The 14,783-nt window shown below is 70.0% G+C and carries 12 protein-coding genes and 1 pseudogene; 12 read left to right on the top strand and 1 reads right to left on the bottom strand.

Annotated features, from left to right (window positions below):
* Positions 1–6 precede the first annotated feature (6 nt).
* The 12 genes and pseudogenes from OG309_RS22150 to OG309_RS22095 all read left to right on the top strand — a co-directional run bounded on the left by OG309_RS22150 (position 7) and on the right by OG309_RS22095 (position 10,775).
* Positions 7–1,209 (top strand): phage tail protein, encoded by a 1,203-nt coding sequence (locus OG309_RS22150; protein ID WP_329423188.1) that lies wholly within the window; start codon positions 7–9, stop codon positions 1,207–1,209.
* Positions 1,206–2,462: a tape-measure protein gene (locus OG309_RS22145; RefSeq protein WP_329423187.1), complete on the top strand. Its 1,257-nt coding sequence runs from the start codon at positions 1,206–1,208 to the stop codon at positions 2,460–2,462. The genes OG309_RS22150 and OG309_RS22145 overlap by 4 nt, the downstream gene beginning before the upstream one ends.
* 45 nt (positions 2,463–2,507) lie before the next feature.
* Entirely contained in the window at positions 2,508–3,431 is a 924-nt protein-coding gene (locus tag OG309_RS22140; protein ID WP_329423186.1) for a phage distal tail protein, read from the top strand.
* Positions 3,432–3,470: 39 nt separating this feature from the next.
* The gene (locus OG309_RS22135) at positions 3,471–4,670 is read left to right on the top strand and encodes a hypothetical protein (RefSeq protein ID WP_329423185.1); all 1,200 of its coding nucleotides are present in this window, start codon (positions 3,471–3,473) and stop codon (positions 4,668–4,670) included.
* Between the two features lie 37 nt (positions 4,671–4,707).
* Positions 4,708–5,925 carry a hypothetical protein gene (locus OG309_RS22130; RefSeq protein WP_329423184.1) on the top strand — a complete coding sequence of 406 codons (1,218 nt, stop codon included), beginning with the start codon at positions 4,708–4,710 and terminating at the stop codon, positions 5,923–5,925.
* A 33-nt stretch (positions 5,926–5,958) separates the two neighbouring features.
* Positions 5,959–7,098 carry a hypothetical protein gene (locus OG309_RS22125; RefSeq protein WP_329423183.1) on the top strand — a complete coding sequence of 380 codons (1,140 nt, stop codon included), beginning with the start codon at positions 5,959–5,961 and terminating at the stop codon, positions 7,096–7,098.
* Positions 7,099–7,109: 11 nt separating this feature from the next.
* Positions 7,110–8,207: a hypothetical protein gene (locus OG309_RS22120; protein WP_329423182.1), complete on the top strand. Its 1,098-nt coding sequence runs from the start codon at positions 7,110–7,112 to the stop codon at positions 8,205–8,207.
* A complete protein-coding gene (locus tag OG309_RS22115; RefSeq protein WP_329423181.1) occupies positions 8,207–8,770 on the top strand; it encodes a hypothetical protein in 564 nt (187 codons plus the stop codon). Before OG309_RS22120 ends, OG309_RS22115 begins: the two co-directional genes overlap by 1 nt.
* A gap of 30 nt (positions 8,771–8,800) precedes the next feature.
* Positions 8,801–9,181, top strand: a complete 381-nt coding sequence (locus tag OG309_RS22110) for an ATP-binding protein (RefSeq protein WP_329423180.1) — start codon at positions 8,801–8,803, stop codon at positions 9,179–9,181.
* Positions 9,182–9,266: 85 nt separating this feature from the next.
* Positions 9,267–10,175: a peptidoglycan-binding protein gene (locus OG309_RS22105; protein ID WP_329423179.1), complete on the top strand. Its 909-nt coding sequence runs from the start codon at positions 9,267–9,269 to the stop codon at positions 10,173–10,175.
* Between the two features lie 38 nt (positions 10,176–10,213).
* Positions 10,214–10,423: pseudogene (locus OG309_RS22100) on the top strand (hypothetical protein); the annotation flags it as partial.
* 88 nt (positions 10,424–10,511) lie between these two features.
* A complete protein-coding gene (locus OG309_RS22095) occupies positions 10,512–10,775 on the top strand; it encodes a hypothetical protein (protein ID WP_046908218.1) in 264 nt (87 codons plus the stop codon).
* 71 nt (positions 10,776–10,846) lie between these two features.
* On the opposite strand, the gene OG309_RS22090 is transcribed toward OG309_RS22095, so the two are convergent.
* On the bottom strand, positions 10,847–14,746 hold the full coding sequence (locus OG309_RS22090) for a DNA-directed RNA polymerase subunit beta' (protein WP_329423177.1): 3,900 nt from the start codon (positions 14,744–14,746) through the stop codon (positions 10,847–10,849).
* Between the last annotated feature and the right edge of the window lie 37 nt (positions 14,747–14,783).

Genomic DNA, 14,783 nt, shown 5'->3' with positions numbered 1-14,783 from the left:
TGAACCATGTCTCTCGCCAAAGCCCTCACCGGCACGTCATCGGCCCTGAAGAACCTCAAGAACAACGCCCAGCAGAGCGCGCAGGCCGTCACCCGCGTCGCCAGCGGCTCCACCTCCGCCTCGAACGGCGTCAAGCAGCTCAAGACCAGTGCCCAGTCGACCACCTCTCAGCTCAAGAGCCTCAAGACGGCTTCCGACCAGGCCGAGCGCTCGATGGCCAAGGCGGGTCAGACCGGCCAGTCCGCCGGCGGCAAGCTGGGCAAGTACGAGTCCGGCGCGGGGAAGGCCGCCAAGGGCCAGGACAAGCTCAACAAGTCCATGAAGGGCAACTTCCTGGCCCGTCTGATCGAGCTGTTCATGCCGCTCATCGAGAAGATCGTCGAGATGGCGTCCCGCTCGAAGACCATGCAGACGATCATGAAGAAGGCGTTCGACGCCATCAAGGTCGTCATCAGCGCCGTCATGAAGGCCATCGGCCCGATCATGAAGAACGCGGGCGCGCTGATCAAGACGGTCTGGAACGCCATCAAGAGCTCCATCTCGACCGTGGTCAAGGCGGTCGCCACCGTCGTCAAGACCTACGTGAACATCTGGAAGACCGTCATCACCACCGTGATGAAGGCGATCAAGACGGTCATCAGCACCGTCTGGAACGGCATCAAGGCCGTCATCACCCCGGTGGTCAACTGGATCAAGAGCGCGATCCCCAGCGCCTTCCAGGCCGTCAAGGACAAGATGTCGTCCATCTGGAACGGCCTCAAGGACATCGCGTCCCGGGCGTTCAACGGCATCAAGAGCGGCGTCTCCGGCCCGATCAACTCCATCATCGGCCTGATCAACCGCCTGATCGGCGCCGTCAACCGGGTCAAGGTCAGCGTCCCGGGCTGGGTGCCGATCGTCGGCGGCAAGACCTTCGGCGTCAGCGTCCCCACCATCCCGATGCTGGCCACCGGTGGTGTCGTCATGCCGCGCGCCGGTGGTGTCCCCGCGATCATCGCCGAGGCGGGCGAGGCCGAGGCCGTGCTCCCGCTCTCCAAGCTGGACCGGCTGCTCGCGATGACCGCGCGCCGGGCGCGGATGTCGGCACAGCTGCAGTCGGGCCGGGGCGGCGGCGTCGGGCTGCACATCGAGAACTACCACGCGGCCCGTAACAGCGACCCGCAGTCCACCGCGGACGCGCTGATGTACCTGGCCAAGGCGCGCGGATGACCGCGGTCATGGCGACCCTGCCCCTGACCAACCTGCTCGGGCCCGTCACGCCCGCGCTCCAGACGGTCAGCGGAAACCTCCGGCAGGCCGTCTCGACCCTGCGTCGGCAGGCGCAGAGCTTCCGGGACGCGTCGGGCAAGGTCCGCCGCCTCACCACCGAAGCCCAGGGAGCCGGCGGCGCACTGGGGCGCTTCCGCGCCGACGCCACCACCACCGCCACCTCCACCACCAAGATCGGCCGCACCACCGCCCCCCGCGGCGTCAAGTCCTTCGGCGACAAGGCGGGCAAGGCCAAGGGAGCCTTCGGCAAGCTCAGCAAGGGCCTCGGCGGGATCCTCACCATCCTGGTGCCGCTGCTCCCCGTCACCGACATCATCACCAAGCTGATGGACAAGTTCGGCATGGTCATGACCGTCGCCTCCGTCGTCATGATGGCCGTCAACGTCGCCATGCGGGCCAACCCGCTCGGCTTCCTCATCGGCATCCTGCTCCCGGTCGCCGCCTGGCTCATCGAGTACGCGATGAACAGCGAGGCCGGACAGCGCATCATCGAGCAGGTCATGGAGCAGGTGTTCAAGGGCTTCGAGTCGATCTGGAAGTACCTCCAGCCGGTCATGGAGTTCCTCGGCGACGCCGTCATGACGTACTTCCAGGGCTACCTCACGGTCATCACCGCCGCCCTGACCGTCATCGGCGCAGCCGTCGGCGGTTTCTCCGGCACCGGTTCCTCCGTCTCGTCCTCGTCCGCCGCCCTCCGCGGCATCGCCTCCGGCGCCATGGGCGGGATCCGCAGCGCCATCCAGCCGATGCTGTCCTTCTTCACCGAGCAGGTCCCGGGCTTCTTCCGCTCCGCGAACACCGCCGTCGGCGGGGCCATGCGCGGCTTCGGCGAGCTCATCAAGGGCGCGCTGACCTCGGTCAGCGGCGTGGTGACGGGGCCCATCAAGGGCCTCATCGCCTTCGCCAACTGGATCATCGACGGCCTCAACAAGCTGAGCTTCGACTTCCTCGGCAAGCACTTCGGCGTCGACATCCCCAAGATCCCGATGCTCGCCGAAGGCGGCGTCGTCTTCCCCGGCTCCGACACCGCGCCCCGCATCGACCCGCTCACCGTCCTGGAGTCCCGCACGGTCCCGGCGCTCACCGAGCCGCCGCAACCGCCGCACCGGATCCGGGACTTCCACGAGGACCCGAGCGCCGGCCCCCGGTCGACCGCCGAGGACCTGCTCTTCCTCATGGCCGCCCACGCCTGACGCCCCCACCCACCCGACACCCCTCAGAAGTGAGGTGACGGCCTCATGGCCGAGACCACCGCCCCCTATGCCGGAAGCAACTTCACCGCCGACCTCGCGCCCGGCTCGCTGATCACCCAGGACGGGCAGCTGCAGTGGGCCGGGCTGCTCATCGGGCCCGGTACGCCGTTCGCCGTCGACCGCAGCGGACTCCAGGGCTGGGAGGACCTGCCCGAGTACGACTCCTCCGACGCCGACCGGCCCACCTCGCACGGTGCCTGGCCCGGCTCCCGCTACGCCAAGCCGCGCAAGATCGGCGGCACGATCGTCCTGATGCCGGAGTGGAACCAGGCCGGCGAGGCCGTCCGCGCCCTGCGCCAGGCGCTCGCCCTGCTCGACGAGGAGCGCTGGCTCACCGTCCGGCTGCACGGCGAGATGCTCTCCGTCCGCGCCCGGATCGCCCAGCGCGTGGTCCCCGCCGACCAGGGCTTCGCCACCCAGGGCAGCTCCAAGATGTCGATCCAGTGGCTCGCCACCGACCCGCGCCGCTACGCCGTCGACGAGCAGTCCGCCTCCACCACCCCGCCGCAGCCGGAATCGGGCCTGGTCTGGCCGCTGACGTGGCCGCTCAGCTGGGGCGAGGCCAAGTCCACCGGTGACGCCGTCGCCGTGAACACCGGCTCCGCCGCGACCCACCCGGTGATCGTCTTCCGCGGCCCGTGCTCCATGCCGACCGTCACCGAGCGGGTCAGCCGGCGCCGCCTGCGGTACGCGATCGACCTGGCCGCCGGCGACGAGCTCGTCGTCGACACCGCCAACGGCACCGTGATGCTCAACAACACCGCGTCCCGCCGTCACACCGCCATGGCCGACTCCAGCCCCGAGGAGCTGTTCCTCCTCGAACCCGGCCGCACCGAACTGGCGTTCCGGCCCGACGCGGCCACTCCCGAGGCCCTGATGACGGTCCGCTGGCGCAGCGCCGAGTGGTGACCGAAGGCCTGTGACCCACCCCGTAGAAAGAGGTGAACCATGACCGTACGGGCCGCCTGGCTCCAGCCCACGGGCCAGACCCGCGAGGACACCCGTCTCACCCTGGCCGCCCTGCTCACCCCGAGCGGCCAGAGCCCCGAGGAGACTCCGCTCCGCTCCCGGCAGGGCATCGTGCCGGGCGGCTTCGTGCTGACCGCGACGTCCGCCATGCAGTGCGCCATCGGCACCGGCCGGGCGATCATCCAGGGCGACGAGACCCGTCAGGGCGCCTACCTGGTCGCCGCGATCTCCCCGGAGACGATCACCGTCCCCGACGGCGATCCGCAGTACGACCGGATCGACCTGATCGAACTGGCCGTCATCGACGACGCCTACGACAAGACCGGCGTCACCGACGCCGTCGTCCGCCTGGTCAAGGGCACGCCGGCGGCCCAGCCGGTCGCCCCGGCGAGCGGCCCCGGCAGCACCCAGCAGCTCTACACGGTCCGGGTGCCGAAGGGCACCTCGGCCGGCACCGGCGGCATCGCCTGGACCACCGGCGGCGTCACCACCCAGCACTGGCCCGTGGTGGCGCTCGGCGGCATCCTGCCGACGAGCGGCTTCAAGGGCGCGTACGTCGGCCAGTACCGCGACACGAGCGGCATGCTCCAGCGCTGGGACGGCTCGACCTGGGTCTCCTACCCCCGGGCCAACGGCGGCATCGCGCCCGGCTCCCTGGTGTCCACCGGCAGCTACATCGGCCAGTACCGGGACAACGCCGGGATCCTGCAGCGCTGGGACGGCACCAACTGGCAGTACGCCGAGGGCACCTCGAAGGTCCTGCTCGGCGTCACGCAGTGGCTGTCCGGCGAGCAGCAGACCGTCCCGCCCAACGTCTGGACCGTGCTCACCCTGCCGACCGTCGAGGTCGACGACGGCCGCGGCTGGAACGGGACCAGCACCTACGTCGTGCCGCGCACCGGCTGGTGGCGCGTCTCCGGCCAGGCCACCTGGGCCAACGACGCCCAGACCGGCATGCGCGGCGCCCGCATCGTGGTCAGCGGCGTCGGCCAGTCCCGTACGACCTGGCTCGTCCCCGCCGGCAACGGCGCCATCTCCGTCGGCGGCACGGGCGTGATGCGGCTCGTCGCCGGCGACACCCTGCAGCTCGCCGGCTACCACAGCCACACCGCGCCGATCAAGACGCTCGGCGGCTCCGGCTACGCCTGCACCCTCACCGCCGAGTGGCTCAAGTCCTGACCCCCGCTCCCCCGCCCCTCCTGGAATGGAGAACCCCATGAACCTGCGCAGCAGCTGGGTCGCCGAGACCGGCCAGACCCGCGAGGACACCCGGCTCACCCAGACGCCGACCACGATGATCAACCCCGTACAGGTGCGCTCGGGCATCCTGCCGGGCTCCTACGGAGGCCAGTGGCGCCTCTCCGGCTTCTGGATGACGAACGCGTCCGCCATGGCCGCGACCGTCTCCGAGGGCCGGGCCGTCATCCAGGGAGACATCTCCCAGGGCGTCTACCCGGTCACCCTGCCCGCCGCCGAGCAGGTCACCTTCGCCGTGGGCAACGCCCAGTACGGGCGCATCGACCTGGTCGTCCTGAAGATCTACGACAACCTCTACGACGGCTCCACCCGCAACGAGGCCAGGATCGAGGTCATCCAGGGCGTCGCCGAGCAGACCCCGAAGGCCCCGGTCGCCCCGCCGCGCAGCCTGCCGCTGTACGAGGTGACCGTCCCGGCCGGCGCCAGCGCGGGCAACGGCGGCATCCCGTGGAACAGCGCCCTGAAGGACCTGCGCACCCCGGTCGTCGCGGTCGGCGGCATCCTCCCGGTCGAGGGCCCGGTGCTGCCGGGCGCCTACCCGGGCCAGTACCAGGACACCGCGAACGACCAGCTCCAGCGCTGGGACGGCGGCAAGTGGGTCGCGTACCCGCAGGCCATCGGCGGCATCGTGCCGAGCTCCGTGCCCGCCGCGAGCGCCGGCACCTACAACGGGCAGTACCGCGCCGTCGCCGACGGCCCGCTGCAGCGCTGGACCGGCTCGGCGTGGGCGCCGGCGTACCCCGGCCCGTACTTCAACGACTCGCTGGACGCGGGCTACACGGTCTCGACGACGTACGTGAACGCGCTCGTCGAGCGGGCCGAGAACCCGCTCGCGGTGAGCTTCGTCGCCCCCGAGTCCAAGCAGGCCATCCTCAGCTTCGGCTCCCGGATGGAGCTCAGCCTGGCCAGCGGCACCACGGGCATCGCCAGCTCGGCCTTCATGTGCGTGCGGATCACCCAGGGCGCCACCGTGGTCCGCGAGGTGGAGGACGAACTGGCCGCGATGTCGTCCAAGTCCGCCGACCCGACGGACGCCCAGTCGGTCGGGACCATCCAGCGCCTCTACGCCCTGACCCCGGGTCAGACCTACACGGTCACCGCGTACTTCCGGACCTCCAACGCGAACGTGCGGGCCTGGTTCGACAACTCGTACATCCAGGTCACCCCGCAGTACTGAGCCGCCCGCCCGCCCCCTCCCGAGGAGAGATCCATGCCCGTACGCTCCGGCTGGCTGCTGCCCACCGGTCAGACCCGTCAGAACACCCGCGTCACCGCCATCGGCGCCACCACCCCCGTCAACCCGCTCGGCGTACGGTCGGGCGTCCTGCCCGGCACGTACGACGGCAAGTTCCGCGTCGGCGGCCTCTGGATGGGCTCCAACGGCCCGATGACGGCCATCGTCTACCACGGCAAGGCCGTCATCCAGGGCGGCAACACCGACGGCGCCTACCCGGTCGCCCTCGACGAGGACGTCGTCATCACCTTCGGCGACGGCGACCCGCTCAACCCGCGGCTCGACCTGGTCGTCGTGCGGGTGTACGACAACGACGTCGACGCCCTCGGCAAGTACACGGCCGGCATCGAGATCATCAAGGGCCAGCCGGCGGCCGTCCCGGTCCTGCCGACCGCCCCGGCGCGCTCGCTGGTCCTGTTCTCCGTCCTGGTCAAGAAGGGCGCCTCCGCCGGCACCGGCGGCATCGACTGGGTCGGCGGCGCCGCCACCGACCTGCGCCAGACGACCGTCTCGTCCGGCGGCATCCTGCCCGTCTACAACAACGCGGGCCTGGCCGGCTCCTACCCGGGCCAGTACCAGGACAACGACAACGCCCACTTCCTCCAGCGCTGGGACGGCACCTCCTGGGTCGCCTACCCGAAGGAGATCGGCGGCGTCGCCCCCAGCGGCACCGTCTCGACCGGCTCCTACACCGGCCAGTACCGCGACAACGTCGGCAACCTCCAGCGCTGGAACGGCACCTCGTGGGCGAACTACCAGCCGCCGCTCGAGAACGAGACCGCCACCAGCGGGGTCACCCCGCTCCCCAACTGGGGCGTGGTCTCGTTCTTCGCCCGCAGGACCAAGAGCGGTCTGTGCACCATGACCGTCACCGTCACCCGCACCGGCTCCACCGTCACCGCCGACAACACCGGCCAGATCAGCGACGAGCCGCTGTGCACCCTGCCCGCCGGCTGGCGCCCCACCATCTCCTTCGAGGCCGTCGCCTGTGACGGCTTCGGCTCGGGCGGCGCCAACATCAACACCAACGGGCAGATCGACCTGCGCACCTGGTCCCCCAACGGCCAGCTGGCCGGCGGACGCAACATCCGCGTCTCCGCCACCTACGTCCTGTAAGGAGGCCCGTGATGGCACTCGACACGCCCTACCGGGCCATCTTCTGCGACCTGATCACCGACCAGACCATCGACATCCTGCCGCTGCGCGACGTCTCCTTCGACGACTACATCGGCAAGGCCGGCTCGCTGTCCGGCACCATCCCGATCCCCAACCAGGAGATCGCCGAGCGGGTCAAGAAGGTCCGCGAGGGCCGCACCGCGATCTACCTGGAGCGCGGCGGCGACCTGTGGTGGGGCGGCATCATCTGGACCACCACGCTCCAGTCCAGCGGGCGCGGGGTGCTCACCCTGTCCCTGCAGGCCGCCACCTTCGACTCGTACGCGGCCCGCCGCCGCATCCGCACCGACCTCGCGTTCACGGACACCGACCAGCTGGAGATCGCCCGCAAGCTGTGGACCGAGCTCACCAAGGGCCCGGGCTGCTTCACGCTCACCATGGGCGAGGAGACCTCCGACATCAAGCGGACGGTCAACTACCGCCTCGGCGACGAGACCGTCTACCAGGACGCCCTGAGCCAGCTCGCCGACCTCCAGAACGGCTTCGAGTACCAGATCCTGGTCTACCGGGACCCGGAGGACGGCAAGCGCGTCCGGCAACTCCGGCTCGGCTCGACCAAGATCCGTACCGGCGCCACCGACCTGCTCTTCGACCGGCCCGGCGTCATCCTGTCGTACTCCTTCCCGTACGACGCGACGCGCGGCGGCACCACCGCGATGGCCCGCGGCGCCTCGGTGAACTCCAACGCCGGCGCCGAGTCCCGGCCGCTGTTCTCCGCCGAGCAGGTCGACACCGGACTGCTCGTCGACGGCTGGCCGAAGATCGACCTGTCCTCGGACCACAACGAGATCGGTGACCAGCTCACCCTCAACCAGGTGGCCGCAGCCGAACTCGCCGAGGCCCGCGGCGCCGTCCTGATCCCCGAGGTCAGCATCCACCTCGGCGGGATCGTCCCGCCGGCGCTGCTCGGTCGGGTGGCCCGCATCCGGATCACCGACGAGTGGTTCTCCACCGGCCTCGACGCCCGCTACCGCATCATCGGCGTCAAGGTCACGCCCCCGGAGCGGGGCCGCCCCGACACCGCCGAGCTCTACCTCGAGGAGGCCTGATGCCCCAGCTGCCCGAGGACATCATCGACCGGCTCAACCAGATGGAGCGCCGGCTGAAGGCACTGTCCACCGCCGTCAACACCCGGCCGCCGCTCAACGAGATCCGCCCCGACCCGAACACCGTGCCCACCCGGCCGGTGATCCGGATGTACGACGGGTACGTCCACGAGATCTTCTCGGACGACATCGTGACCGGCGGCCTCGCCCGGCCCTGGCTCGCGCTGATGCCGCCGAAGGACACCAGCACGACCCGCTGGCCGCAGACCGCCAACGGCTCCTTCACCACCATCGCCCGGTCCTTCAACCCGATCTGGCAGCCGAAGATGCGCATCTCGCTGAGCACCGCGGCCGGTACCGGCGCCACCGGCCAGGTCCGGGTCATGGTCGACGACGTGCAGTTCGGCCCCACCGTCACGGCCGGCACCACCTACGACTACACCGGCCTGCTGCCCGGCGACTTCAAGACCCGGTTCAGCCAGACCATGAAGATCGAGATCCAGGCCCTGGCCTCCGGCGGCACCGTCTACGCCCAGCCCGTCCTCATCTACGGCACCCAGAGCTGACCGGCCCGTCCAGGAGCAAGAGGAGCACCCATGAACATCGACCCCACCCAGCCGTGGGGCGTGGCCATCGACTACGCGGGCCGCGCCCGTGTGACCGAGAACGGCCACACCCTCGACATCCGCGTCTACGACAACTCCTTCGGCGGCACCCTCGACCGCGACCCGGTCACCGGCCAGTACCCGTCGGTCCAGGTCTCGGCCACGTTCAGCGAGAACGGCGCGGGCGACGCCGTCCTGCGCGGCAGCGCCCTCGTCGTCGTCACCGCCCAGGACGGCAACCCGGCCGTCCCCGACCCGACGGCCGTGCAGCGGGCCGTCGCCACGGCGCTCGCCGACTTCGACAACCGTCGCGCCGCCTACGCCGCGCTCTGCGCCACCTGGGCGCCGCCGGCCCCCGCCCCGGCCCCGTAACCCCGGCGGGCCGCCCCGCCCGCCCCCGTACGTCCCACGCCCCGTGCCGATCCGGCCGGGGTTTTCGCATGCCCGGAGGACACAGATGGCCACTCCCCTGTCCGCGGACCGCTTCGTCGCGGCGCTCCGCGCCGAAGGCGTCACCGTCGTCGAGCACGACGGCTGGCGCACCCACAACCGCAACGGCCACGGCGCCTGGGGCCCCGTGACCGGCGTGATGATCCACCACACCGTCTCCGCCGGCACGGAGAACACCGTCGCGCTCTGCTACGACGGCTACGCCGGCCTGCCCGGGCCGCTCTGCCACGGAGTGATCGCCAAGGACGGCTCGGTCCACCTGGTCGCGAGCGGCCGCGCCAACCACGCCGGCGGCGGCGACCCGTCCGTCCTCCAGGCCGTGATCACCGAGACCTACGGGGACCGCCCGCCCGGCCCGCGCGAACACCAGGGCAGCGCCGGCGCCGTCGACGGCAACTCCCGCTTCTACGGCTTCGAGTGCATCAACCTCGGCAACGGCAGCGACCCGTGGCCGCCCGCCCAGCTCGACGCCATCGAGCGGGTGTCCGCCGCCCTGTGCCGCGCCCACGACTGGGGCGCCAAGTCCGTGATCGGCCACTCCGAGTGGTCCGACTGGAAGAACGACCCGCGCGGCTTCGGCATGCCGGGCATGCGCGAGCGGGTCCAGAAGCGGCTCGGCTCCGCCCCGGCCGCCAAGCCCACCGCCCCCAAGCCGGCCGCCCCGCGCTACCAGCCGTTCCCCGGGACCGCCTTCTTCAGGACCACCCCCAGCTCCCCCGTCGTCACCGCGATGGGCCGCCGGCTGACCGCCGAGGGCTGCGGCCGCTACCAGGTCGGCCCGAGCCCGCGCTGGTCCGAGGCCGACCGCCGGTCGTACGCCGCCTGGCAGCGGAAGCTGGGCTTCTCCGGCACCGACGCCGACGGCTGGCCGGGCCGCGCCTCCTGGAACGCGCTGAAGGTCCCCTTCGTCCAGTAAGCCCCCCGCACCGAACCCCCACGCAAGGAGAACCACCCATGTCCGAAGCCGCCAAGCGCACGGTCCGCACCGTGCTGCAGACCGCCGTCGGCATCGCCGTGGTGCTGCCGGCCCTGGTCGACGCCTCCGGCATCCCCGCGACCCTCCCCTGGGTCGCGGCGGCCCTGGCCGTGGCCGGCGCCCTCACCCGGGTGATGGCCTACCCGGTGCTCCAGGCGCTGCTGCCGTCCTGGCTGCGCGTCGACCCGGCGCCGGCCCAGGAGCTCGCCCCGGTCCACGAGCTCGCGCCCGTGGCCGACCCGGAGGTCCGCCCGGAAGCCCTTCCGGAGGCGGCCGATGACCGAGTCTGACCCGAACGATCCGGTCGCCGTCGCGCTCGAACTGGAACGGCTGCGCGGCACGCTGGAGGCCGGCTTCGCCCGCGTCGACGGCTCGCTCGCCCTGCTGGTCCAGCGCAGCGACCAGACCGACAAGCAGCTCGCCGACCACGAGGCGCGGCTCGACGCCCTGGAGCGCGCCCGCTGGCCGCTCGCCAGCATCGGCGCCCTCGCCGCGGTGGCCACGGTCGCCGTGACGGCCTGGGAGCTGACCGCGCGCTGACCCCTCCGGGGGCGAACGCCGAAGGGCGGCCACCCCTCTCGGGGTGACCGCCCTTCGGTCAAGCGACTCGCTTACTGGTTGTACGGACCGTAGTCGTAGTCCTCCAGCGGAACGGCCTGGCCGGAGCCGGTGCCGAACGGCGAGTAGTCGATGTCGTCGTAGCCGACGGCCGAGTACATCGCGGCCTTGGCCTCCTCGGTCGGCTCGACCCGGATGTTGCGGTAGCGGGACAGACCCGTACCGGCCGGGATGAGCTTACCGATGATGACGTTCTCCTTGAGGCCGATGAGGCTGTCGGACTTGGCGTTGATCGCCGCATCCGTCAGGACTCGGGTCGTCTCCTGGAAGGAGGCGGCCGACAGCCAGGACTCCGTCGCCAGCGAGGCCTTGGTGATACCCATCAGCTGCGGACGGCCGGAGGCCGGGTGGCCGCCTTCCTGGACCACACGACGGTTCTCGGTCTCGAACTTCGAACGCTCGACGAGCTCGCCGGGCAGCAGCTCCGCGTCGCCCGACTCGATGATCGTCACGCGGCGCAGCATCTGCCGGATGATGATCTCGATGTGCTTGTCGTGGATCGACACACCCTGCGAGTTGTAGACCTTCTGGACCTCGCCGACCAGGTGGACCTGGACGGCACGCTGGCCGAGGATCCGCAGCACGTCGTGCGGGTTGGTGGCACCCACGGTGAGCTTCTGGCCCACCTCGACGTGGTCGCCCTCGCCCACGAGCAGACGGGCGCGCTTCGAGATCGGGAACGCCGTCTCGTCGGTGCCGTCGTCCGGGGTGATGACGATCTTCTTGGTCTTCTCGGTCTCCTCGATGCGGACGCGGCCGGCCGCCTCCGAGATCGGGGCGACACCCTTGGGCTGCCGGGCCTCGAAGAGCTCGACGACACGGGGCAGACCCTGGGTGATGTCGTCACCGGCCACACCACCGGTGTGGAAGGTACGCATCGTCAGCTGGGTACCGGGCTCACCGATGGACTGGGCGGCGATGATGCCGACCGCCTCACCGATGTCGACCAGCTTGCCGGTGGCCAGCGAGCGGCCGTAGCAGAAGGCACAGGTGCCGACGGCCGACTCACAGGTCAGGACCGAGCGGGTCTTGACCTCCTCGACGCCCGCGTTGACCAGCGCGTCGATGAGCACGTCGCCCAGGTCGACGTTGGCCGGCGCGATGACCTTGCCGTCCACGACGACGTCCTCGGCGAGCATCCGCGCGTACACGGAGGTCTCGACGTCGTCCGTCTTGCGCAGGGTGCCGTCCGCGGCGCGCTCGGCGATCTTCAGCTTCAGACCGCGCTCGGTGCCACAGTCCTCCTCGCGGATGATCACGTCCTGCGAGACGTCCACCAGACGACGGGTCAGGTAACCCGAGTCGGCGGTACGCAGGGCGGTGTCGGCGAGACCCTTACGGGCACCGTGCGTCGAGATGAAGTACTCGAGGACGGAGAGGCCCTCACGGAAGGACGCCTTGATGGGACGCGGGATGGTCTCGTTCTTGGCGTTCGACACCAGACCACGCATACCGGCGATCTGCCGCATCTGCATCATGTTTCCTCGGGCACCCGAGTCAACCATCATGAAGATGGGGTTCGTCTTGGGGAAGTTCGCGTTCATCGCCTCGGCAACCTCGTTGGTCGCCTTGGTCCAGATCGCGATGAGCTCCTGCGTGCGCTCTTCCTTGGTGATCAGACCGCGCTCGTACTGCTTCTGGACCTTCTCGTCCTGCGCCTCGTAACCCTTGACGATCTCCTTCTTCGCCTCGGGAACGACGACGTCGGAGATGGCCACGGTGACGCCGGAACGGGTCGCCCAGAAGAAGCCCGCCGCCTTCAGGTTGTCGAGCGTCGCCGCCACGATGACCTTGGGGTAGCGCTCGGCCAGGTCGTTGACGATCTCGGAGAGCTGCTTCTTGCCCACCGAGTAGTCGACGAACGGGTAGTCCTCGGGCAGCAGCTCGTTGAAGAGCGCGCGGCCCAGGGTCGTCCGGACGCGGAACGAGTCACCCTGCTGCCACTCCGGCTCGCCCTCCTCGGCGACCGGGGGAACCCAGCCGCGCGGCGGGACGGTGCCGATCGGGAAGCGGATGTCGATCGGGGACTGCAGCGCCAGCTCGCCGGCGTCGAACGCCATGATCGCCTCGGCCGTGGAGCCGAACGCGCGGCCCTCGCCCTTGGTGTCACGGAGCTCACCGTCGGTGGTGAGGAAGAACAGACCGAGGACCATGTCCTGGGTCGGCATCGTCACCGGACGGCCGTCGGCGGGCTTGAGGATGTTGTTCGAGGACAGCATCAGGATGCGGGCCTCGGCCTGCGCCTCCGCGGAGAGCGGCAGGTGGACGGCCATCTGGTCACCGTCGAAGTCCGCGTTGAACGCGGTGCAGACGAGCGGGTGGATCTGGATGGCCTTGCCCTCGACCAGCTGCGGCTCGAAGGCCTGGATGCCGAGGCGGTGCAGCGTGGGCGCACGGTTCAGCAGAACCGGGTGCTCGGCGATGACCTCTTCGAGGACGTCGTACACGACCGTGCGGCCGCGCTCGACCATCCGCTTCGCCGACTTGATGTTCTGCGCGTGGTTCAGGTCGACCAGGCGCTTCATCACGAACGGCTTGAAGAGCTCCAGCGCCATGGCCTTCGGCAGACCGCACTGGTGCAGCTTGAGCTGCGGGCCGACGACGATGACGGAACGCGCGGAGTAGTCCACACGCTTACCGAGCAGGTTCTGACGGAATCGACCCTGCTTGCCCTTCAGCATGTCGCTGAGGGACTTCAGCGGACGGTTGCCGGGGCCCGTGACCGGGCGACCGCGACGGCCGTTGTCGAAGAGGGCGTCGACCGCCTCCTGGAGCATCCGCTTCTCGTTGTTCACGATGATCTCGGGGGCACCGAGGTCGAGCAGGCGCTTCAGACGGTTGTTGCGGTTGATCACGCGGCGGTACAGGTCGTTCAGGTCGGAGGTCGCGAAGCGGCCACCGTCCAGCTGCACCATCGGACGCAGGTCCGGCGGGATGACCGGCACGCAGTCGAGAACCATGCCCTTGGGGCTGTTCGCGGTCTGCAGGAACGCGGAGACGACCTTGAGGCGCTTGAGCGCACGGGTCTTCTTCTGGCCCTTGCCGGTGCGGATGATCTCGCGGAGGCGCTCGGCCTCCTCCTCGAGGTCGAAGGTCTCCAGGCGCTTCTGCAGCGCCGCGGCACCCATCGAACCGTCGAAGTACGTGCCGAAGCGGTCACGCAGCTCGCGGTAGAGGAGCTCGTCGCCCTCCAGGTCCTGGACCTTGAGGTTCTTGAAGCGGGTCCAGACCTCGTCCAGGCGGTCGATCTCGCGCTGCGCACGGTCGCGCAGCTGCTTCATCTCACGCTCGGCACCCTCGCGCACCTTGCGGCGCACGTCGGCCTTGGCGCCCTCGGCCTCGAGCTCGCCGAGGTCGTTCTCCAGCTTCTTGGCGCGGTTCTCCAGGTCGGAGTCGCGACGGTTCTCGATCTGCTGACGCTCGACGGAGACGTGCGCCTCCAGCGAGGGCAGGTCGCGCGTCCGGCGCTCGTCGTCGACGTACGTGATCATGTACGCCGCGAAGTAGATGACCTTCTCCAGGTCCTTCGGAGCGAGGTCGAGCAGGTAGCCAAGGCGCGACGGAACGCCCTTGAAGTACCAGATGTGGGTGACGGGAGCGGCGAGCTCGATGTGGCCCATCCGCTCACGGCGCACCTTCGCGCGGGTGACCTCGACGCCACACCGCTCGCAGATGATGCCCTTGAAGCGGACACGCTTGTACTTGCCGCAGTAGCACTCCCAGTCCCGGGTCGGACCGAAGATCTTCTCGCAGAAGAGTCCGTCCTTCTCGGGCTTCAGGGTGCGGTAGTTGATGGTCTCCGGCTTCTTGACCTCGCCGTGGCTCCACTGACGGATGTCGTCAGCGGTGGCCAGACCGATCCGGAGCTCGTCGAAGAAGTTGACGTCGAGCACTATGCGTCAATCCCTCTCAGGGTTGTAAGGCTGTGGG

The organism is Streptomyces sp. NBC_01268 (assembly GCF_036240795.1).
Taxonomy (GTDB): domain Bacteria; phylum Actinomycetota; class Actinomycetes; order Streptomycetales; family Streptomycetaceae; genus Streptomyces.
Note: the sequence above shows the minus strand (reverse complement) of the source record. Positions and strands in the feature narration are given on the sequence as shown.

Coding starts and splice junctions, on each gene's coding strand:
- OG309_RS22150 (WP_329423188.1), top strand. CDS start 7: ATGTCTCTCGCCAAAGCCCTCACCGGCACGTCATCGGCCCTGAAGAAC.
- OG309_RS22145 (WP_329423187.1), top strand. CDS start 1,206: ATGACCGCGGTCATGGCGACCCTGCCCCTGACCAACCTGCTCGGGCCC.
- OG309_RS22140 (WP_329423186.1), top strand. CDS start 2,508: ATGGCCGAGACCACCGCCCCCTATGCCGGAAGCAACTTCACCGCCGAC.
- OG309_RS22135 (WP_329423185.1), top strand. CDS start 3,471: ATGACCGTACGGGCCGCCTGGCTCCAGCCCACGGGCCAGACCCGCGAG.
- OG309_RS22130 (WP_329423184.1), top strand. CDS start 4,708: ATGAACCTGCGCAGCAGCTGGGTCGCCGAGACCGGCCAGACCCGCGAG.
- OG309_RS22125 (WP_329423183.1), top strand. CDS start 5,959: ATGCCCGTACGCTCCGGCTGGCTGCTGCCCACCGGTCAGACCCGTCAG.
- OG309_RS22120 (WP_329423182.1), top strand. CDS start 7,110: ATGGCACTCGACACGCCCTACCGGGCCATCTTCTGCGACCTGATCACC.
- OG309_RS22115 (WP_329423181.1), top strand. CDS start 8,207: ATGCCCCAGCTGCCCGAGGACATCATCGACCGGCTCAACCAGATGGAG.
- OG309_RS22110 (WP_329423180.1), top strand. CDS start 8,801: ATGAACATCGACCCCACCCAGCCGTGGGGCGTGGCCATCGACTACGCG.
- OG309_RS22105 (WP_329423179.1), top strand. CDS start 9,267: ATGGCCACTCCCCTGTCCGCGGACCGCTTCGTCGCGGCGCTCCGCGCC.
- OG309_RS22095 (WP_046908218.1), top strand. CDS start 10,512: ATGACCGAGTCTGACCCGAACGATCCGGTCGCCGTCGCGCTCGAACTG.